Annotated in this window: 16 protein-coding genes; 9 read left to right on the forward strand and 7 right to left on the reverse strand. The window is 72.1% G+C overall.

Annotated elements, in window-relative coordinates; genetic code table 11:
* Positions 1-16: 16 nt before the first annotated feature.
* Positions 17-1,255: a di-heme oxidoredictase family protein gene (locus WME76_RS14715; protein ID WP_437960757.1), complete on the reverse strand. Its 1,239-nt coding sequence runs from the start codon at positions 1,253-1,255 to the stop codon at positions 17-19.
* 178 nt (positions 1,256-1,433) lie between these two features.
* On the opposite strand from WME76_RS14715, the gene WME76_RS14720 reads away from it, so the two are divergent.
* Positions 1,434-2,222 carry a hypothetical protein gene (locus tag WME76_RS14720; protein WP_437960758.1) on the forward strand — a complete coding sequence of 263 codons (789 nt, stop codon included), beginning with the start codon at positions 1,434-1,436 and terminating at the stop codon, positions 2,220-2,222.
* 28 nt (positions 2,223-2,250) lie between these two features.
* Here the strand turns inward: WME76_RS14720 and WME76_RS14725 are convergent, their stop codons facing one another.
* Positions 2,251-3,801, reverse strand: a complete 1,551-nt coding sequence (locus WME76_RS14725; RefSeq protein WP_437960759.1) for a PGRS family protein — start codon at positions 3,799-3,801, stop codon at positions 2,251-2,253.
* 326 nt (positions 3,802-4,127) lie between these two features.
* Between WME76_RS14725 and WME76_RS14730 the strand changes: the two genes are divergently transcribed.
* Entirely contained in the window at positions 4,128-4,631 is a 504-nt protein-coding gene (locus WME76_RS14730) for a hypothetical protein (protein WP_437960760.1), read from the forward strand.
* Between the two features lie 80 nt (positions 4,632-4,711).
* Here WME76_RS14730 and WME76_RS14735 read toward each other — a convergent pair whose 3' ends face one another.
* Positions 4,712-6,571 carry an acyl-CoA dehydrogenase gene (locus WME76_RS14735; RefSeq protein ID WP_437960761.1) on the reverse strand — a complete coding sequence of 620 codons (1,860 nt, stop codon included), beginning with the start codon at positions 6,569-6,571 and terminating at the stop codon, positions 4,712-4,714.
* Positions 6,572-6,829: 258 nt separating this feature from the next.
* Here WME76_RS14735 and greB point away from each other — a divergent pair, with 258 nt between their 5' ends.
* Together greB and gloA are read left to right on the forward strand one after the other, a co-directional pair.
* Positions 6,830-7,303, forward strand: coding sequence for a transcription elongation factor GreB (gene greB / locus WME76_RS14740; protein ID WP_061618284.1), 474 nt, complete (start codon positions 6,830-6,832; stop codon positions 7,301-7,303).
* Positions 7,304-7,346: 43 nt separating this feature from the next.
* Positions 7,347-7,742 (forward strand): lactoylglutathione lyase, encoded by a 396-nt coding sequence (gene gloA / locus WME76_RS14745; RefSeq protein WP_437960762.1) that lies wholly within the window; start codon positions 7,347-7,349, stop codon positions 7,740-7,742.
* A 96-nt stretch (positions 7,743-7,838) separates the two neighbouring features.
* On the opposite strand, the gene WME76_RS14750 is transcribed toward gloA, so the two are convergent.
* The gene (locus tag WME76_RS14750) at positions 7,839-8,762 is read right to left on the reverse strand and encodes a hypothetical protein (RefSeq protein WP_437960763.1); all 924 of its coding nucleotides are present in this window, start codon (positions 8,760-8,762) and stop codon (positions 7,839-7,841) included.
* Between the two features lie 234 nt (positions 8,763-8,996).
* Here WME76_RS14750 and WME76_RS14755 point away from each other — a divergent pair, with 234 nt between their 5' ends.
* Positions 8,997-9,305 (forward strand): YciI family protein, encoded by a 309-nt coding sequence (locus tag WME76_RS14755; protein WP_061613976.1) that lies wholly within the window; start codon positions 8,997-8,999, stop codon positions 9,303-9,305.
* A gap of 58 nt (positions 9,306-9,363) precedes the next feature.
* Here the strand turns inward: WME76_RS14755 and WME76_RS14760 are convergent, their stop codons facing one another.
* Complete coding sequence (locus WME76_RS14760) at positions 9,364-11,898, reverse strand: hypothetical protein (protein WP_437960764.1); 2,535 nt, start codon at positions 11,896-11,898, stop codon at positions 9,364-9,366.
* A gap of 405 nt (positions 11,899-12,303) precedes the next feature.
* Between WME76_RS14760 and WME76_RS14765 the strand changes: the two genes are divergently transcribed.
* On the forward strand, positions 12,304-12,909 hold the full coding sequence (locus WME76_RS14765) for a hypothetical protein (RefSeq protein ID WP_437960765.1): 606 nt from the start codon (positions 12,304-12,306) through the stop codon (positions 12,907-12,909).
* Positions 12,910-12,967: 58 nt separating this feature from the next.
* Here WME76_RS14765 and WME76_RS14770 read toward each other — a convergent pair whose 3' ends face one another.
* Positions 12,968-14,239 (reverse strand): glycosyltransferase family 4 protein, encoded by a 1,272-nt coding sequence (locus tag WME76_RS14770; protein WP_437960766.1) that lies wholly within the window; start codon positions 14,237-14,239, stop codon positions 12,968-12,970.
* 348 nt (positions 14,240-14,587) lie between these two features.
* Here WME76_RS14770 and WME76_RS14775 point away from each other — a divergent pair, with 348 nt between their 5' ends.
* The 3 genes from WME76_RS14775 to WME76_RS14785 all read left to right on the forward strand — a co-directional run bounded on the left by WME76_RS14775 (position 14,588) and on the right by WME76_RS14785 (position 19,504).
* Complete coding sequence (locus WME76_RS14775) at positions 14,588-16,084, forward strand: hypothetical protein (RefSeq protein ID WP_437960767.1); 1,497 nt, start codon at positions 14,588-14,590, stop codon at positions 16,082-16,084.
* 351 nt (positions 16,085-16,435) lie between these two features.
* Positions 16,436-17,833: a TIGR03013 family XrtA/PEP-CTERM system glycosyltransferase gene (locus WME76_RS14780; protein WP_437962114.1), complete on the forward strand. Its 1,398-nt coding sequence runs from the start codon at positions 16,436-16,438 to the stop codon at positions 17,831-17,833.
* A 144-nt stretch (positions 17,834-17,977) separates the two neighbouring features.
* Positions 17,978-19,504: a hypothetical protein gene (locus WME76_RS14785; RefSeq protein WP_437960768.1), complete on the forward strand. Its 1,527-nt coding sequence runs from the start codon at positions 17,978-17,980 to the stop codon at positions 19,502-19,504.
* A gap of 12 nt (positions 19,505-19,516) precedes the next feature.
* On the opposite strand, the gene WME76_RS14790 is transcribed toward WME76_RS14785, so the two are convergent.
* Complete coding sequence (locus WME76_RS14790; protein WP_437960769.1) at positions 19,517-20,224, reverse strand: PA14 domain-containing protein; 708 nt, start codon at positions 20,222-20,224, stop codon at positions 19,517-19,519.
* Positions 20,225-20,343: the final 119 nt, after the last annotated feature.

Raw genomic sequence — 20,343 nt, forward strand, 5'->3', positions numbered from 1 at the left:
ATCGCGCGGCTCGCGATCAGAGCGAGCGCACGAAGTCGATGAGCGCCTCGCGATCCTCGCGGGAGAGGGCGCGGAACGCGGCGACCGAGTCGGCGGCCTCCGACCCCGGGCCGTCGTGGAGCAGGATCGCCTGCTCGATGGTCCGGGCCCGGCCGTCGTGGAGGTACGAGGTGCTGTGGCGCATGCCGATGAGCGGCGCCGTCCGCCAGGCGGCGGAGCTCGCGGACTCGTCGGCGAGGCCGTCGGCGAGGTCGGGGCCGAGGTCGTGCAGCAGGAAGTCGGTGTAGACGGGCGCGTCGATGTCCGCGAGCTGCGCGATCGGGTAGTCGGCGCGCGTCCGCAGCGAGGGGACGTGGCAGGCGGCGCACTCGGCCTCGGCGAACAGCGCCTCGCCGCGCGCGTCGGCGGGCGCGCGCCTCGGGATCTCGAGCAGGCGCATGTAGTCGGCCACCGCGTTCACCGTGTCGACGTCCACGTCCTCGCCCGGCTTGGCGTCGTCCGTGAGCCCGTCGGGGTTCGGCAGCTCGTGGGGGCGGAGCGGCGAGGTGATGCCCATGTCGCCCTGGTACGCGTCGGCCGTGAAGTCGTCGAGCGTGGCGACCCGCGCCTTGAACCCGAAGCGGCCGATGAGGTTCTCGTCGCCCTCGGCGAAGGTGTGGAACGCCTCGTCCGCGTTCTTCTTCGAGTGGAACACCACGCGGTTGATGCGCCCGCGGATGGCGTCGCCGCGCGCGGCCTGCTCGGCCGCGACCCGCTCGATCTCGGCGTCGTCGACCGCCTCCATGTACCCGCGCCCGAACACCGGCGGACCGAGGCGCTGCGAGAGCTTGAGGGTCAGCGTGCCCTCGGGCTGCGAGAGGATCGTCGCCCCGCCGACGCCGTACGGCCGCATCGTGTTGCCGTAGGGGAGCCCCGCCTGGTCCGTCGCCGGCGTCACGCCGTCGGCCTCGACGAGCACCATCTTCTGGACGGCGCCCGGGCCCCGCGCGGCCCCCTCGTGGCACCCGGCGCACGACGTGCGGATGTAGAGCGGCCCGAGCCCGTCGCGCTCGCGAAAGACGAAGTCGAAGAGCCTGTCGCCGTCCTTGAACCGGGCCACCTGCTCCGCGGAAGCGCCGCGCAACGGGATGTCGCTGAGGTCGTCGCTGATGATCTGGATGCCCGCCAGCGGATCGGGCTCGTCGTCTCCGGACTCCGCCCCGCAGCCGACGTTGGAGAGCAACGGAAGTGCGAGAAACAGCGCAAATCGCGACATGTCTCCGACGCATACCGAAACCGTAAGTGAAAGTCAATGTCAACAAGAGCCCCTCGCGTTCCGCCGGGGCGCCGGCGCGGGCCCGCGGGGGTCCGGGGTCGCCGCGAAGCGCGGCCGAGGCTCGGGCGTTACACTGTGGGGAGCCGTCGGGGACAGGGCTCACGCTGGAGGACAGCGGATGACGCAGCGAGATGACGAGCGGCGCGCGGCCTCGAGGGCCCTCCAGCACGGGCTGCGGGAGCTCGCTCGGAACGAGGAGCGCCGCGCTGCTCACCAGGCGCTCGGCGCCGGGTGGCTCCGGTACATGGGCCCTGGCCATGGCAACGACGTCTGCTCGATGTGCGGCGTCGTTCTCGATCGGGGCACGGCGTACATGCACTGCGCGCGATGCCTGGCGACGCGCGGAATCCACGAGACAACGCTGCTCCGCGCCTGCGCGGAGGCGATGGCCGAGGAATGGCCGCTCCGGGACCGCCCGCTGGACGGACGGCGCTGGGCGCACGCGCTGATCGCGTTCTGGCGGAACCACGTCGATCCGATGGAATCGAGGGCCGTCCCGTACCGGAACAGCACCCTCGAGTCGGCCTTTTACTACATGAAGCGGCGCCTCTCCGAGGCGGACGTCGCGGAGATCTGGACGGTGCCTGACGAGAGCCAGCGCGGGCTCGATCCGGCGATGGTGGTGCGCGCGCGGGGCGATACGCTGGCGATCGGCGTCGCCACGCAGCGGCGCATCGCGACGGCCGAGGATGGCGCGCGCGGCGCGCACGTGGACCTCTTCGACGAGTTCCTCTTCCTCGCGGGCGAGCGGGAGGGCTTCCTCGTGGTCGAGAAGCTGAGCCGGCGCGCGCGGCGCGAGACGCCCATCAAGGAGATCGCGGTGACCACCGCGGCCGGACGGCGCGTGACGCAGCTCCGCTGCATGCAGGAAGACCGGAGCTGGCCCACGGCGCCGGGGCCGGAGTAGGCGCCGTCGGACGGGCGGCTGCGCCGCGCTATTGCCCGAGTTCCTCCTCGATATCGTAGATCTCGGCCGTCACGCCGTCCGCGCCGTTGTACGCGGCCCTGCCCCCGCGCCCTCCGACGCCGGCCTCGCCGAGCGAGACGGTCGTGTTCTTGAGGTCGGGCACCCTGACCGCGAACGCCACGGCGATCGAGTGGCCACCGAGCCCGCCGCCGCCATCGCCGCCGTTGCCACCCCTGCCGCCGTGGCCCCCCGCGCAGGCGGAGTTCAGCTCGCTGGCCTTGCCCAGGATGCCGCCCGACCCGCCCGGTCCGCCCTCGCCCCCCTCCTGGCCCTTGCCCCCGTCTCCGCCGTCGCCGCCGCGGCCGGTCTTCAGCACCACGTCGTCGAAGTGCGCCGTCGCGCTGCCCGCGAACACGGCGATGCTCGCCCCGCCGGCGCCTCCGCCGATGCCGCCGAGCCCGCCGCAGCCGCCCGCGCCCCCCGAGCCGCCGCCCGCGCCGCCCGCCGAGTTCGCGAAGGGGCACATCAGCGCGCCCATCCCGCCCTTCCCGCCGCCGCCGCCGCCGCCGCCCTGCCCAGGCTTCCCGGGCGCGCCGTTGCCGGCGAGAGGGCCCGTATAGCCCTCCAGGAACAGCCAGCCGAAGCCGGTCGCCCCCACGCCCGCGGCGCCGTTCGCCCCGTCCTCGCCGTCCTCGCCGGCCGTGCAGCGGCTCGACGCGGCCTCGCCCCTCCCGCCGTTCATCGACTCGCCCGGCACCCCGTTGGTCCCGTCAGCGCCTGACGCGATCCCGCCCGTTCCGCCGGTGCCGCCGCGAGAGTCGTCGGAGCGATCGTCGGGCGTCCCGCAGGTGTTGCTCACCGGGGTGCCGCCGAGCACCGTCGCCGACGTGCACGCGGCGTTGCCGAAGTTGCCGGATTTCCCCGACTCGGCAGCGTTGTTCTCGAACGTATCCCCTGGAGCCCCGGGCGCCCCGTCGCCTGCCTCGATCGTGCTCCGCCGGATGTAGAGCGGGATGCCCGAGGTGTTCATCGCGATCGACGAGCGGCCAGCCAGCTCCGTGTGGCTCGGCAGGATCGAGCGCGCGATGACGTGCAGGTCCTCGAGCACGACGACGCCGTTGCCGCCGTGGAACGAGAGCGGCGTCTCGCCCTCGGGCGCGGTGATCGTGGTCTTCTCCGCTTCGCCGATCCAGCGCCAGTTGTCGTTGCAATGGAGGCCGCCGTAGATCTCGATTCCTCCGGGCACGAGCAGCGTCTCCTCGAACTCCTGGGCGCAGAGATAGACGCGCTTTCCCTGGTGCCAGGCGAGCTCCAGCGCCTTGGCGATCGTCTCGAGCGGCGCGCTCGGGATCCCGGCGTTGCCGTCGTCGCCGGTCCTCGCGACCCAGACCCCGCACGCCGGGTCGACCCCCTCTATGTTCTTGCTCGGGACACAGGCCTCGTTGGGAAACTTATCTTCGGTGTACCCCCCCAGGGTGCCGTTCCCCATCTCGTCCGCCGCGCAACCGCTCGTCGCCGCTGTCGCAACAGCAATGAACCCTACCAATACCACCGCGTCGTGTTTGAATTGAAATCCCATACTATTCTTATTCCGGCCGACGCGGCGCGTTTTCCAGCCAAAGCGACGTACCCAATCGACATGCCGTGTCCTGCGCGATCTGGCCTTATTCCGGCCGACGCGGCGCGTTTTCCAGCCAAAGTGACGTGCTGTGTTCCCGGTGACCCGACTCGCCGCGCGACGGACGCGCCCACCGCGGGACACCGCCTCACGCGCGTACGCGTGCGCGCGTGAGGCGTACGCGCGTGAGCGCGCATGCACGCATCGAGCTACGGCGGCGGCGCGCCCGGGCGGGGGCGCGCCGGACGAGTTGCCCGTCGCCGGGGCTTTCGTGAGAACATGGCCCCATGAGCGCGAAGGCGATGAGCGCGAGCGTGAGGGACCTCGTGCGCGAGCTGCTCGAGGGCGGCGGCGGAGAGCCGATCGAGGGCGGCCGCTTCCTCCCGCTCGTGACGCTCGAGTCGGGCGCGCGGATCGGGCTCGACAGCGCGGCGGCCTGGGTCTTCGCGCCCGAAGGCGGCGGGCCGGCTCAGGCCTTCGCGCCCGACCGCGGCGGGCCGATCGTCTTCGAGGTGCTGGAGTCGAAGCGGGACGACTTCGACGCGAGCATCGAGGAGGCCGCCCGGGCCGCGGGCCTGCCGCCCGAGGAGGTCGCCTTCTCGTTCCCCGCGGCCGACGTCGTCCGGGCGGTGCTCGCGAGGGGCCTGCCGAGCATGACGCGGCTCGCGCTCTCGTGGCTCCGGCTGACGGAGGCGCGCGCGCTCCGCGCCGAGATCATGGCCGTGTCGCGCGACCCGACCATGCCGGTGCCCCTCCGGGACCTGGCCGAGCGGCTCACCGTCCCGGAGTGAGCCCGCGCGCCGCGGCCCCGCCCGGAGGCGAGGCCCGCGGGAGGGCGCGGCGTGCGCGGGGAGGGGACGGGGGCGGGCGATCAGACGGTCGCGAACGCGTCGACCGGGATGTCGAGCGCGGACGAGTCCTCGCGGCCGAGGAGCTCGGCGGAGAACTTCGCGTGCGGCAGCACGTTGGCCGCGAAGTAGAGGGCCGCGTGCTTCTTGCCCTCGTAGAACGCGCGGTCCTTCGCGCCCGCGTCGCCGGCCGGGAGGCCCTCCAGCGCCTTGAGCGCGATGGCCGCGCCGTCGAGCAGGAGCCAGCCGATCGCGAGCTCGCTCATCATCTCGAGGAAGCGGTTCGCGGCGAGCGGCACCATGGGCATCTTCCCCATCTGGAACCACGAGAGCAGCCGCATGGCGGTGCCCGCGACGGCCTCGTGCGCCTCGCGGAGCTCCTTCACGCTCGAGGCGAGGACGGGGTGCTTCTCGTGCGCCTTCACGAACTCGGCCACGTCGTTCAGGAAGGCCTGCAGGTTGGCGCCGCCGGCCTGGCCGAGCTTGCGCCCGACGAGGTCCATCGCCTGGATGTGGTTCGTGCCCTCGTAGATCGAGAAGACCTTCGCGTCGCGGCAGTACTGCTCGACCGGGTAGTCCTTCGTGTACCCGGCGCCGCCGAAGGTCTGGATCGCCGTCTCGCAGACGCGGAACGCCTGGTCGGACGAGTAGGCCTTCACGAGCGGCACGAGCAGGTCGACCTGGCCCTGGTTGTAGGCGGCCGCGCGGTCGTCCTTGCCCTGGTAGACGGCGACCGCGTCCTGGTGGCGCGCGAGCTTGATGATGAGCGCGCGGATGCCCTCCACGCGGCTCTTCATGTCGAGCAGCATCCGCCGCACGTCCGGGTGGTCGACGATCGGCACGCGCGGCGCGGTCGCGTCCTTCCACTGGAGGATCGACGAGCCCTGCTTGCGATCCTTCGCGTAGTCGAGCGCGTTCAGGTACGCCGAGGACGCGACCGACACGCCCTGCAGCCCGACGGAGATGCGCGCGCCGTTCATCATCCGGAACATCTGCGGCATGCCCTGGTGCTCGACGGTGCCGACGAGCTCCCCGAGACAGCCGTCGTTCTCGCCGAAGTTGAGCACGCACGTCGACGACCCGTTGATCCCCATCTTGTGCTCGATGTTGCCGACGAGGACGTCGTTCGGCTCGCCGAGCGCGCCGTCGTCGTTCACCCGGAACTTCGGCACGACGAAGAGGCTGAGCCCCTTCGTGCCGGGGGGCGCGCCCTCGACGCGCGCGAGCACGAGGTGCACCACGTTCTCGGTGAGGTCCTGGTCGCCGCCCGAGATGAAGATCTTCGTGCCGCGGATGAGGTACTTGCCGTCCTTCTGCTTCACCGCGCTCGTGCGCGACGAGCCGACGTCCGAGCCCGCCTGCGGCTCGGTCAGGCACATCGTCCCGCTCCACTGCCCGCCGTACATGCGCTTCAGGAAAATGTCGCGCTGCCGCGGCGTCCCGAAGTGCTCGATCACCTCCGCCGCCCCGTACGTCAGCCCGGGGTACATGTTGAGCGCCGCGTTCGCGCCGCAGAGGAACTCCTCGACCACCGTGTAGAGCGTGAACGGGCCGCCCTGCCCGTCGTACGTCGGCGAGACCGAGACCGACTTCCACCCGGCCTCGTACAGCTTGTCCCACGCGTCCTTGAACCCCGGCGGGGTCTTTACCTGCCCCGCCTCGATCCGACAGCCGACCCGATCGCCGACCGCGTTGAGCGGGCCGAAGACCTCGCACGCGAACTTGTAGGCCTCGTCGACCACCATCGAGACCTCGTCGCGCCCCCACGCGTCGTACGGCGCGCTGCCCAGCAGCTCGTCCAGACGGAACTGCTCGAACAGGAGGAAGCGGATCTCGCGGAGGTCAGCCTTGTAGCGGTTCTGGTGGGTTTGGGCATTGGACATGGGAGACCTCCTCGTCGCCGCGGCGCCAGGCGCTGGCAGCCGGGTCTCCTCCCGGTCTTCCGCGCAGCCGCGGCATAGTTCTTCATTCGCGTAGCATGCCGCCGCGTCGCGTCAACATGCGTCCGCGACGCGGCGGTTATCCCGTGGAGATCCGGGGAGATCGGGGCGTTCCCCGGGGGGCTCGGGGCGCCCCCGCGCCGGGCGCGACGGCGGTGGATCTGCCGCGCGGCGCGGCGTAGGCTCCGTCGCCATCGAACCATGTCCGACCCGGCTTACATCACGCCCAGCGGGGCCAGGAAGCTGTCCGAGGAGCTCGCGCGGCTCCGCTCCGTCGAGCGGCCGCGCATCGTCCAGGAGGTCGCCGACGCGGCGGCGCAGGGCGACCGGTCCGAGAACGCCGAGTACATCTACGGCAAGAAGAAGCTGCGCGAGATCGACCGGCGGATGCACTTCCTGACCAAGCGGCTGGAGAAGGCCGTCGTGGTCGATCCGTCCGAGCAGCGCGGCGACAAGGTCTTCTTCGGCGCGACGGTCGAGATCGAGGACGAGGACGGCGCGCGCCACACCTACCAGATCGTGGGCGAGGACGAGATCGACAGCGCGGCCGGGCGCATCAGCTGGCGCTCGCCGGTCGGTCGGTCGCTCCTCGGCAAGCGCGCGGGCGACGTGATCACGGTCCGCCGGCCGGCGGGCGAGGCGGAGATGGAGATCATCTCGGTGCGGTACGGCTGAGCGCCGCGCGGGCGCAGAGGCCGCGGGAGGAGACAGAGTCGGCATGAGGATCTTGCACACGATGCTGCGGGTCGGCGATCTCGAGCGCTCGATCGGCTTCTACAGGGACGTGCTCGGGATGCAGCTCCTGTCGCGGCAGGACTACCCCGAGGGCAAATTCACGCTGTGCTTCCTCGGCTTCGGGAAGAACCCGGAGCACGCGGAGCTCGAGCTCACGCACAACTGGGGCGTCGAGAAATACGAGCTCGGCACGGCGTACGGCCACATCGCGCTCGGCGTGGACGACATCCACGGGGCCTGCGACCGCATCCGCGCCGCGGGCGGGAAGATCACGCGCGAGCCGGGCCCGATGAAGCACGGCAAGACGGTGATCGCGTTCGTCGAGGATCCGGACGGCTACAAGGTCGAGCTCATCGAGGAGTCGAGCCGGAACCGGTGACCCGAGGGCGCGGAGGTGACGGAGGGCTGGACGGCCGCTCCGTCTCCTCCGCGCCTTGCTTCACCGCGTCGCGCGGCGCTGCGACGCGCGCGAGGGTCAGGCGTTGGCGACGGGCTCCGCGTCGTTCGCCGGCTCGGCCGACGAGAGCGCGCCGTCGGCGGCCGCCGAACCCTCCTCGTCGGCGGACAGCTTCGCCGGTGCCTCGGAGGACGCGCCGGCCGCGGCCGCGGCGGCGGCCTTCTCGGCGTTCGGGCGGCGGCCGCGCGGCTTCTGCAGGAGCGACGGGGCCAGGTCACCGTCGCCGCCCTCGTGCCAGCGCAGGTAGGCGACGGCGCGGCGGCACTCCTCGTAGGCCTTGGCGACCAGCGAGATCGCGCGGGCGCGGCGATCGGCGGCGTCGGTGATCTTCGGCGCCGCGGACGAGCCCTTGCCGGGCCTCGCCGCGAGCGCGGCGAGCAGGCGCACGCCGAGGTCCGCGGCGCGCTCGAGCTCCGCGTCCTCGACCGCGGTCTTCGCGCGGACCTTGTCCCAGGAGCCGCGGAAGAGCTCGGCGAGGGCGATGAGATCGCTCGCGAGATCCGTGTGGCCCTTGCCCTTGCGGATGTCGGCGACGCGCTGCTTGTCGAGCAGGTTCCGGTAGGCGAGGGCCTCGGCCGCGACGAGGAGCCCCTCGCGCAGCGTGCCCGCCTCCTCGGTGAGCTTCTTCGCGTCGAGTTCGGTCGCGGGCGTGCTGTAGAGCAGGTCGGCGTACCAGGCCGCGAGGGCGTAGTCCTCGAGCTCATCCAGCATGTCGATCGGGTGGTTCGGGAGATCGCGGACGATCTCGTCGCGGAGCTCGCGCAGGTGGGGCAGGGCGGAGAGCACGGAGCTCACGGCCCTGGGGACCTCGACGTAGACGGTCACGAGGTCCTCGGGGCCGAGCTCGAGGAGCTTCGGCTCAACGCGGCCGTACGCCGCGAGCGCGGCGGCCGGCGAGGAAGGGAGAACGGGAGCAGGTGCTGCTTTCGGGGGTCGCGCCATACATGTGTCTCCAGCGGAGGGCGCGCACACTGCCAGACGGAAGCGCGAAGGGAAAGGGGTGCGTGCGACGACGGTCCACGAGCCTCCCCGCCCGGCACCGCCGCGCCTCATCCGCGCCGCCCTGCGCGCCCTGCGCGGCATGGCGGCGCCGGTGAACGGAATGGCGGCGCGCCGCTGCACGGCATCGTTGCCGTGTAGCGGCGAGGAGGAGGTAAAGTCGCGCGCGGAGGAATCATGTACGCGATTGCGATCATTCGTTACCGGCGGCCGCTCGACGAGGTGCTGAAGGTCGTCGACGAGCACCGCGCCTACCTGAAGCGGCTCCTCGAGCAGGGCACGCTGCTCGCGTCAGGGCCGTTCGATCCCCGCCACGGCGGCGCGCTCCTGCTCCGGGTGCCGGACGAGGCCGTCGCGGCGACGCTGGATCAGATCCGGGACGCCGACCCCTTCATCCAGAAGGGGGTGGCGCAGTACGAGCTCCTGCCGTGGGCGCCGGTGCTCGGCAAGGAGGAGCTCGACAAGGTCTTCTCCCGGCCGGCATGAGGGGGATCGCCGGCGCGGCGATCCCGATCCCGTCACGCCGGCCGCCTTCGAGGCGCCGCTACGGCGCGCCGAACGCGAGCACGCCGGCGTCGTCCGTTGTGTGGGCCCTGCCCGGCGTGACGCGGACCTCCAGGCTCGCGCCCCGGGCGGTGACGACGACGTCGTAGCCGGCCCTCGGCTGCAGGCCGGTGATCACGTGCCGGCGCGTCGCGGCGGGCACCCGATAGGACAGCGGCGCCAGGCTGGCCTGCTGGCCCGAGCTCGGCTGCAGCGTCGAGCGGAAGAGGACGGCCCTGCCGGCCACCAGCGCGCCCTCGAAGCCGGCGCCCTGGCCGCCCTCGATCCGCACGGCCGCGTCCATCGTCGCGCCGGCGTCCGCGCCTTGCAGCACGTGGAGGAAGCGGACGTCCGCGGGGCCGGCGGGGTCCTCGACGACGAGGCGGTGGGTCGTCGGCTCCATCTGCGCCCGGTCGTCGACGTCCTCGACCGGCGCGGCCTTCATGGTGGCGCTCCGCGGCAAGAGGCTCTGGACGAACAGCGTCTGCCCTCGCGGGGTGACGACGCTGGCGGTCCGGCCCGCGATCTGCGGCGCCGCGGTCGTCATCAGGTTGAACCGCTTGAACCGGCCGGCGGTGCGCGACGCGGCCCGGTCGTAGATGACGACGTGATCGGGCTCCAGCCACACGATCGACCGGCTCGCGTGGACGATGTCGCGCGCGACGTCCGCGGGCACCCAGGCGTTCTGGCGGGTGTTGTAGAGCTCCGTCGCGATCCCCTCCGCGAACACGTACCCCGCGCCCCGGCTCATGCGCGCGGTCGGATCGCCGGCGGCGCGCCCCTCGCGCCACTGGCCGCCTCGCGCGACGATCTCCTTCTCGTACCAGCGAATCTGCGATGGCTTGTCGTTCTGTAGCGACAGCGTGTTGTGGTAATCGACCGTGGCCCCGATGAGGTTGTTCGAGTAGCTCGTGTGCTCCTTGGTCAGCCACTCTCCCTTCCGGTAGAGCTCGAACTGATTGCAGTCGCCGAGCTGGTGATTGATGGTGGCCCAGCCGCACCGCCAGGTGAACCACGTCGCGCTCTTCGTCCAGTCTGTGCGCGCGAGGACGGCGCCGCGGCCCGGCGCCCGCTCGAAGAAGGCGGTGGGCATCGCGGGGCGAGGGTCCTGCGGGAGCGGCGCGGCCGGGTCGAAGAGCATGAAGCTCAGGATGGCGCGGCTCGGGGTGGGCGAGCCCCAGACCTTCGACGTGCGCGCGTAGAGCTGGGGCGCGCCGCCCTCGAACGCGTTGGCCACGATCCAGCGCGACCGCTGGAGTCGCGCGGTGTTGCCCGTGAGCTGGTCATAGACGCCGAGCGAGCCGAACACCTCGGTGAAGCGCGGCTCGACCCAGAGGCGCAGGGTGTCGCCGTAGTTCGCCGCCTCGTAGACAGGCCCGAGATCGGTCCTCGACGGGTACGTTGTCGGGGCCGGCGCGATCGAGTGAAGGAACCCGTCCGTGAACCGGTCCCAGTACCCGCTGCCCAGCAGCCCGATCTGCGGTCCTGCGAGGGCGCGCGTGGCGTGACCTGACGTGTGGAGCGCGAGGAGCGCCTGGTGGAGGCTCGCGAGGCCACCGCCGTAGAGGAAGCCCTCCACGGGCAGGCCGCCGCTGGCCACCCCGAGCCCGTCGGGCGGGACGCCGAGGGCCTTGGCCGCGATCTCGGGGGCCTCGAAGACGGAGAAGGCCTGGTAGAGCCACGCGCCGGTCGCGTTCGCGCGGTAGCTGCGCAGCGTGTTGCCGAGCGCCTCCGGCGGGGCGTTCGGATCGAGCGGGCGGTCGTCCGCGTCGTCCAGCGCGAGCGACATCAGCGTGACCTGGCGCAGGTGGCCGAGATAGAAGTTGTTCGCCGCCCACCGGAGCTGGAGCGGATCGCGGAGCAGGGCCCGATCGTTCATGACGCCGATCGGGTGGGGGTGCTCGTTGCCCGCCGTGGCGGCCTTGAGGTTGTCGTCGATCCACCGGAGGAAGACCTGCCGCACCTTGGCCTTGTCGCCGGCGGTGAGGACGGGACGGCCGCCCGCGTCCGTCGCGCCGTAGATCCAGTCCACCGTGAGCGGGAAGCCTTCACCCCACCAGCGCGAGCGATCGCCGGTCGCGAACCCGGCGCCGCGGAACGGCTTCCCGTCGGCGCGCCCCTTGCTCGCCTCCTCGACGGCGTACATCAGCAGGTTGCGCGCCCTGGCGGCGTGCGTCGGGCGCGCCGCGACGTCCGGATCGATGAGCGACATGAAGGCGAAGAACTCCGCATACGCCTCGGTCGGATACTGCACGTAGGCGTTGGTGCCGCCGTCTGGCCAGGTCGGGTTCGGGCGGCCATTCGGGAAGAAGCGGGTCTCGTACGCCGCGATCGCGCCCTGGAGCGCGGGCAGCATGGCCTCCTTGTACATGCGGTTGCGGCTGTCGGCCGCCCAGCCGCGCAGCCTGGGGAGGTGGTCTTTCGTGAGCCAGAGTCGCGGGTGACCGGTGACGGGCGCTGCGTCGGCGCGCGCCGACGCTCCGACAAGGCACAAGGAGAGCACCGCGGTGAGGAGGATGGTTTGAATCGGTCGCATGCCGTCTCTCGTTGTTGCTCGACGCGGACTGCCGCGTCGGCCGACGTGGGTCGTCGCTGATTAGCACGCGTCGTGCCGGGCGCATGCGCCCGCCGCGCGTCACCCGGAAAGCGCCATGCGTCCACGGTAGAGCGCGCCGACGGCGTCGGTTTCCTGCGCGACGCGCTCGACGCGGCGCATAACGCCCGACGGCGCTGGCGCGGCAGCGCGCTGGGCGATGGTGCTTACCGTCGAGATTCGAGCGCAATTCAAGCGCAGTGAACGACGCGGCGCGTCCGTCTCCGCAGACCGGGCGCGCGAAGCGTGTGAAAAGGGCTCTGTCACAAAGGAGGGGAAGACGCGGTTCTGTCACACACCGAAGCGAACGTGCCGCTATACTCGGAGAAGATGGGAGCGCTCCGAAGTATGCTTGCGCCAGCCTTCGCCCCGTTCATCGGCGACCCGCGGATCCTCGGCGAGGGCAACCTCGTGAAAGGCACCCTGATCAGCGCCCGCGCCGTCGCCTTGCGGCAGAACTATGGCGAGCGGGTCGTGGCGGAGCTGAGCCGCCGGGTCTCGCCGCAGGCGGCCCGCTATCTCGATGACCCGCCGATGCCCTCGACCTGGAACGACTTCGGGCCGCTCATCGAGCTCGACTGCGCGCTCCTGAACGGGCTGTTTGCCGGCAGGATGGAGAAGATGCGCCACTTCGGCGCGGACGTCGCCCGGAACGATCTGACGACCGTCTACAAGACGATGGCGGGCTCGCCGTCGCTGCTCTTCAAGCGCTTCGGCCTCGTGTACAGGACATACTTCAAATACGGCGACTTCACCGTGAAGGCGACCAGCGATGTCGCGGGGACGGCCACGCTCGTGGGCGGCGGTCTGCCGCTCTACATGTGCAGCCAGGGGATCTCGGGCTGGATCGAGGCGGGCCTCGCGCTCTCCGGCAGCCGGCGCATCGCGGTCGAGCACACGGCGTGCAGGCACCGCGGGTCGCCGCGGTGCAGCTGGTCGATCGCCTGGGGTTGAGCGCGCGCGCTAGCGCGTCGAGCGGTCCGCGGCGCGGACGCGCCGCTCGCGCCCTGCCCTAGGCCGCGACCCGCCGTGGTTGTCCGAACGCCGCCCGCGCGAGCACCCGCCGCAGCGCCTCGGCGCTCTCCTCCCACGACGGCGGCGCCGCCTCGGCGAACGCGCGCTCGTCCCACGTCCGCGCGAGCGCCTCGCGGATCGCCCGGCCGAGCGCGCCGGCGTCGCGCGGCGGCACGAGCAGGCCGGTGCGGCCGGACTCCACCACATCCGGGATGCCCCCCACGCTCGTGGCCACCACGGGCCGCGCGGCGGCGAGCGCCTCGAGCACCACGTTCGGGGTGCCCTCCGCCCAGCTCGGCAGCGCCAGCAGGTCGGTCGCGGCGAGGTAGCGCGCGACGTCGGCGAGCGGCCGCGCCCCGGCCGCGATGATCCGCCCGCGCACGTCGCGCCCGTCGCTCGCCCGGCGCGCGCGCTCGCGCCGCGCCGACGCCTGCTCGACCGCGCCCCGCTCCGGGCCATCGCCGACGACCACGAGGTGGACCGGCTCCGCCCCCCCGCCGTCCCCGCCGAGCGCCTCGAAGGCGCGCAGCAGCTCGTGGATGCCCTTCTCCCGGCTGACGTGCCCGACGAACGTCACCACGCGCCCGCGCTCCGGGAGCCCGAGCTCGCGCCGGGCGGCGCGCCGGTCGGCCGGGCGGAAGAGGGCGCGGTCGACCCCGTTCCGGACGAGGACCGCGCGCTCCTCCGGGGCGCCGAGCGCCACGAGCGCCTCGACCATCGGCCGGCTCACGCCGATGGAGTACGCCGCGGACCGGAGCGCGCCGCCGACGAGCGGGCGGACCGAGCGCCAGCGGGCAACGACGTTCACGTCCGTGCCGTGGGCCTTCACCGCGTAGGGCAGGCCGAGCATCCGGGCGAGCAGCGCCGCGGCGCAGGCGTCGGGGTAGAGCCACGCGCCCAGCACCACGTCGAACCGCCCGCGCAGCCGCGGCACGTGCGGCAGGAGCCCCGCCAGGTAAAGCGGCGCGTTCACGGGCGCCAGCACGCGGCCCGCCCCCGGGAGGTAGGGCGCGCGCGGGTGGACCACCGGGACGCCGTCGATCTCGTCGCGCGCGGGCACCGCCGTCAGGCGCCCAGGGCGCGTGCGCTCGCCGAGGAGCGACACGCCCGGGTGGTACGGGATCGCCGCGAGCACCTCCACCGCGCAGCGGCGCGACAGCGCCGCGAGCTGCTGCCGCTGGAACGCGCACGACAGCGGCTCGACCCGGTTCGGAAAGATGCGCGTCACCCACAGAACGCGCAGCGGCCTCGGCCTGCGTTCCTCGTCCATGCCCTCACCTCCACACCAGACATTTCCAGTGTGAGAAACATCACTTGGTTCTCGGCCGCCCCCAGCGGGAGAGAGGTGGACTCCGGGGTACGTCCCGCCCCGTGCGCGCACGTCCACGCTTCCCGAGCTGTCGCCGGCATCCGGCCTCGCCCGCGCTGGAGCGTCCCTGGTGCCGCCGCCCGCGCAGCGTTCGAGAGCTACCGGCGGCATGCCAAGGTCGTATTTGTGATGTTGCAAACATCATCGAGCGTGGGAGGCTCCGGGTGCCGGGCGCGCTGCCGGGGAGGGGAGGGCGACGCAGCGGGTCGCTCCGTTCCACGGGCCCTGCCGCTCGGCAGAGGGGGGCGCGTGTTCTGGTTCGTCTTGCCGATGTGGGACTCCGACGTGACGGCGCGAGCGGCGGTGGAGCAGAGCGTGGCGTCCAACGTCGGGGACGTGGGCACGGGCGCGCTGATGGCGGGTGTCCAGGGATCGGTCGAGGGCTCGCTTCGAGGCGCCGTGTCGCGCTATGGATTCGGCCTCGACGGGAGCTACGAGCGGGTCTTTCAGATCTCGCTCGACTCGGCCCGAGCCGCGCCGTCCGACAGCGCCTCGGCGCGGCTCGGCGGGGGAGCGGGCTGGGCGATATCGCCGGTCGCGGATCTCTCGATGGCCGCGGCTGGCTACCTCGCGACGCGGCTCGGCGTGCGCGCTGACGACGCGCTCGCCGCGCGCGATCCGTTCCTGTTCGGCAATCGCCTGCAATACACGCTCTCCGGCGGACCGGCCCTGGCCATCACCACATCGCGGCGCGCCGCGGTGCGCGTCGGGGCCGGATACGAGCAGGCGGGCGCGCTGTCGGCCGACGACCCAGCCGCGGTCGGGGTCGACGCGCACACGGGGCGCGCCGAGGCGAGCACCTCGATCGACGTCGGCCCGCTCGACACGCTGACACCCGAGCTCCGGTACGAGGTCACGCAGTATTACCATGCGCTGCTCGACACCGAGCTCACCCGCGGCGCGGCGCGCGTCCACGCGGGCGAGGCGCTCCTCGCCGAGTCCCACGAGCTCACGCGGAACCTCTCGACGCGCGTCTCCGGCGGCGTCACCGTCGCGAGCCCGCCGCCCGTGCTGGCGTCGCGCGACGCGGTGATCGCGCCCACGGCGCGAGCCGGGCTCACCTACGTGGCCGAGCGTTACCGGCTGACAGCGGGGTATGCCTACGCGTACACGTCGCTCGGGCCGAGGATCGGATTCGGGCACGAGCACGAGGCGTCCGTCGAAGCGAGCTTCCGGCCCGTTCGGGGGGGCGCGACCCGCGACCTCGTCGTCACCGGCGTCGCCCGCCTCTCGTCCGGCAGCGCCCCCGTCGCCGCGAGCCCGCCGCTCCACCTCGCCCCCGGCTCGCCGGCGCCGTCCAGGGAAGGGTCGCTGTCCACGATCACGGCGCTCGCCGGCGCGGAGATCGCCTGTCCGCTGCCGGGCGCGCGCGGGGTCGCGCTGCGAGGCGGCGTCGATCTGGAGTACGTCCGCGCCGCGCTCGATCCGGCGCCGCGGGCAGGCGAGGCCGGCGGCTCGCTCAGGAGCATCGTGAGCGCCGGGATCTCGGGGACGCTGTCGACGGACCGGCACCGGACCCTGCGCCGCGATCCCGACGGCGCCTGGGACGACGAGCGCCGCCAGGCGATGATCCAGGGGATGCCGTCCGGCCGCTGGCAGGCGCCCGAGCCGGGCCGCGATCGCGACGACCGCGGCGGCGTCGCCGGCGAGGCGTCGGACGGGCCGCCGCCCGAGCGCTCCGAGCGAGCCAGCGCGCCCGCGCGCTCTGCGCAGGGCGGAGCGCCGGCGCCAGCCGCCACGCGATAACCCCCTCTCCGCTCGCACGCGAGGCCCCCTCCGTCCAGGAGCGACGCGCCCGCCACACGGCGACTCGATACAACGCCTGAGCGGCGCTGCGGGATCGACGCACGCAGTCCGTCGATGGCGTCCGCGTCCTCGCGCCGCGACTCCCCACGACGCCGCTCCGCGACAGCCCGCGCAGAACCGGCGCGGGTGGCGGCGACCGCGTCGATTTCGCCGCGCCCGGCGCCGCGCGCTGCGGTCCAGTCCGCCGACGTGAAACGAGATTCGTCGGAGGCATCTGGCGTTGTGCCCTGGTCTGCCCTAATGTGGGCTCAACTACAACCGTGTGTGCCCCGTCAGAGGCGATGCGCCGTGATGCGCGACCGCCTGGGGCCGACGAGTGGAGGGACGATGCTGGAGCTGTTCCGGTCGCCACGCCGGGCCATGGTGTGGTTTGTCGAGGCCAGCCTGCTGTCGCTGCTGGTGTGCTGCGCGCCGGGCGTGCTCGTGGGCTGGGAGCACGCGCTCGATGGAGAGCGCTTCGGGCGGACGCTGAGCATCTCGTTGGTGGCGCTGACGTCGCTTTATTATCACGGCGTCTACGGGCCCGAGCCGCTGCGAGCGCGCGCGCTGTTCCTGACGACGTTCCGGGCGCTCGGCGTGGCGGCGGCCGTGCTGTGGCTCGCGTTCTGGATCGTGCCGGACGTGGAGGTGGGCGACCGGGTGCTCCTGATCTCGCTCGGGGCGGCGGCGCTCGTGCTCCCGGCGTGGCGCGCGGCGTGGAGCCGGGTGCTGAGGAGCGAGAGCTTCTGCAAGCTCACCGTCGTGCTCGGCTCCGGCGAGCTCGCCCGCTCGTGCGCGGGCCTCATCCAGAAGGACGGCGAGGTCCTCGGGCTGCGCCTCGCGGGCCGGCTCGTCCGCGACGAGGAGCCGATCGACGCGCCCGACGTCGCGGGGAGATATCGAGATCTCCGGCGCCTCGTCGAGCAGCGCGGCGCGGCGACCGTGATCGTGGCGACCTCCGACCGCCGCGCCGCCCTCCCGCTCGAGGAGCTGCTCGAGCTGAAGTTCCGCGGCGTCGAGATCGAGGAGGGCATCGACTTCTACGAGCGCGTGACAGGCAAGATCTTCGTGCGCGAGCTGAAGCCGAGCCAGATCATCTTCGCTCACGGGTTCGGCGTGCGGCGGCGGACGCTCGTCGCGAAGCGGATCTTCGACGTGGTGTGCGCGGCCGCGGGGCTCGCGCTGGCGCTGCCGCTGATGGCGCTCACGGCGATCGCGGTGAAGCTCGACTCCAGGGGTCCGGCGCTCTACTCGCAGATCCGGACAGGCGCCCTCGGGAGGCCGTTCATGATCCACAAATTCCGATCGATGAGGACCGACGCCGAGAAGAACGGGGCCGCGTGGGCCGTCGAGAACGATCCGCGCGTGACCCGGGTGGGGCGGTTCATCCGGAAGACACGGCTCGACGAGCTGCCGCAGCTCTGGAACGTGCTCGTCGGGGAGATGAGCATGGTGGGGCCGAGGCCCGAGCGCCCCGAGTTCATCGAGGCGCTCGAGAAGCAGATCCCCTTCTTCCGGCAGCGGCTCTGCGTGAAGCCGGGAGTGACGGGACATGCGCAGGTGCGATGCCGTTACGGCGCGTCCGCCGAGGACGCGCTGGAGAAGCTCCAGTACGATCTCTATTACATGAAGAGCTTCTCGCTCTGGTTCGACATCTCCATCCTCATCGACACCGTGAAGGTCGTGCTCTGGCGTATCGGCGCGCGGTGAGCGAGCGCAGGCGCTCCGCGGAGATCCACCGCGCGTGCAATGGCTGCGCTCTTTGCTGCCGAGCCCGGTGGCGCGGCGTCTGCAGAGAGCGCCCCGGGGGCCGGCGGTGGTCGGGCTCCGGGGGGATCAGCGATGAAGACGCGGATGAGGGCGAGCCTCGTGGGCTCGATGTTTCTGGTCCTGGGCTGCGCGGAGCTGGACCCGGCGCCGGGAGAGAGCGTCGCTGTCGCGGAGAGCAGCGTGAACGGCTCGACCTTCCGGTTCATCGAAGGCGGGTCCGTGCCCTACGTGCTCGGCTTCTCGCCCGAGACCGGCCAGATCCTCGGCGGCTCCCACCAGCTCCTCCTCCCGACGCCCGGCGGCCGCGAGGCGATCGACGGCGCGAACTCGCCCTCGTTCCTGCACCCGGATCTCCAGGGCTCCCTGCTCCAGCTCAACACGTCGCTCCGGCAAGGCGAGGCGCAGACGAGCGCGTTCGCCTCCAACTGGTGGCCGCAGCGACAGAACGGCATCGCCGATCGCTGGAATTCGCTGAACAAGAACTACTCCGACCTGACCTCCGACCCGGACAACATCTCTCCGGTCGAGAAATACGACCTCCTCGTCCACCCGGGGCAGCACGAGTCGCTCGCGGGCATCGCCACGTGGAGCATGGATGACCTGAGGAGGCCCCAGTACCTGCGCAACCCGCCGTACATCCAGCCCGCGGTGGTCGCGGCCGGCCCGGCGACGCGCTGGGAGCTGCAGCACCACGGGCTCTACCAGGGCGTCTATCCGGAGTACTGGTGGGGGCACTGCAACGGGTGGTCGGCCTACGTCGCCGCCGAGGGCGCCGGGCCGCGCCGCGACGTCCGGGTGAAGCTCGTCAACGACAAGGTGACCGAGTGCGCCGCGGCGGAGACAGGCTGCGTGCTCTTCCGCATGGCGGACATCGAGGCGCTGATGAGCGAGCTCTACTTCAGCGACACCGTGACCTTCTCGGGGCGCCGCTGCGAGACGCGGGCCGACCGTACGATGCGCGACGTCTACGGCAGGCCCATCGACCCGGCCTGCCGCGATCTCAACCCCGCCACGATGCACGTCGCCATGACCGGGCTGCTCGGGGTCGGCGCGAAGCCGCTCAACAGCGCGACGACCGAGCGGCAGCGGCTCATGTTCGTCGTCGACCACACCTGGGACGTGGAGGTGTGGAGCTTCCCCGTGAAGCAGTTCTCGATCGACGTCATCGAGGAGGTGAACGTGACGGAGGCCGCGCGGCTCCTCTGCGGCGGCGCGTACCACGGCGCCGACTGCTTCAATTACAGGTTCAACCCGAACGCGCGGCGCTTCGCCCGCGTGGCGGGGCGGTTCTGGATGATCTCCGACTCGGTCACCGGCGACACGCTCCGCCTCCCGCCCGATCAGCGCAACGTGCCGCTCTCCGTGTCGGAGCTGCACTACGTGCTCGAGCTCGACGAGAACCTCACGATCCTCGGCGGCGAGTGGATCAAGAACCCGTCGATCATCAACGGGGTCAACGGCAAGGAGCTGCACCCGGATTACGTCTGGATGCCGGTCCGCGCCCAGGGCGCGGACGAGGACGAGGACGACCTCGGGGGCTCCGAGGACAACCCCCATATCTCGTACAAGAAGGTGAAGGCGCTGCTCACGCTCGCGCAGCGCGGCGGCTGAGGCCCGGCGCGATCACAGCACGCGGGAGATGTCGAGGATCTGCCGCGCGCCCTGCGGGGGCGTCACGAAGAGCTGCAGCGCGATCTCGAAGCGCGGCCCCTGGAAGTACCCGACCCGGATCCGGTGCTTCCCCGGCTGGAGCACCACGGCGCCCTGCGCGCTCGCCGGAGGGTGCCGGCCGTCGTTCTCGATCACCAGGTGATCGTCGATGAACAGCCTGGAGCCGTCGTCGGAGAGCAGCTCGAACTGGTGAGCTCCGCTGCGCGCGGTCACGAACTCTCCCTCGTACGCGATCTGGAACCACTCGTTGCGGCCGCCGGGCACGCCCGGAAAGCCGCTCTCCCAGGAGCGCGGCGAGATGTCGAGACGTGACGTGTAGAGCACCGCGACCGGGCTCAGAGACGCGGTGTTGAGGAGGTGCGACGTGCCGCTCGGCACGAAGTACACGAGGCCGCGCAGCGCGTTCACCCCCGCGGTGAGGGGCCCGCCGAAGTCCGTCGCCTGCCCGACCACGACGACCCCCGGCGGCGCGGCGGGCACCGTGTCGATCGTGATCACCGCGCCGCTCACGAGCGCCGGCCCGGCCTGCTCCGTCCGCGTCTGCGTGACGGCGCAGCGCCCGACGAGCACCACGGCGCCCAGCGTGACCACCACGAGGCACACCGCCGCGGCCTTCACCGCGACGGGCGTCGCCCTCCAGAAGATAAGAAACCTGCTCATTGAAGAACTCTCTGTCCTGGCGGCCAGCTCGGCCGCTCGGCGGCTATGCACGCGGAGATCTCGTGAGTTGTCAAGGAGAAGCGTCGCGAGCGCGCGCCCGGCAATGGGATGAGGCGCGC

Source organism: Sorangium sp. So ce119 (assembly GCF_051524405.1).
Taxonomy (GTDB): Bacteria; Myxococcota_A; Polyangia; order Polyangiales; family Polyangiaceae; genus Sorangium; species Sorangium cellulosum_G.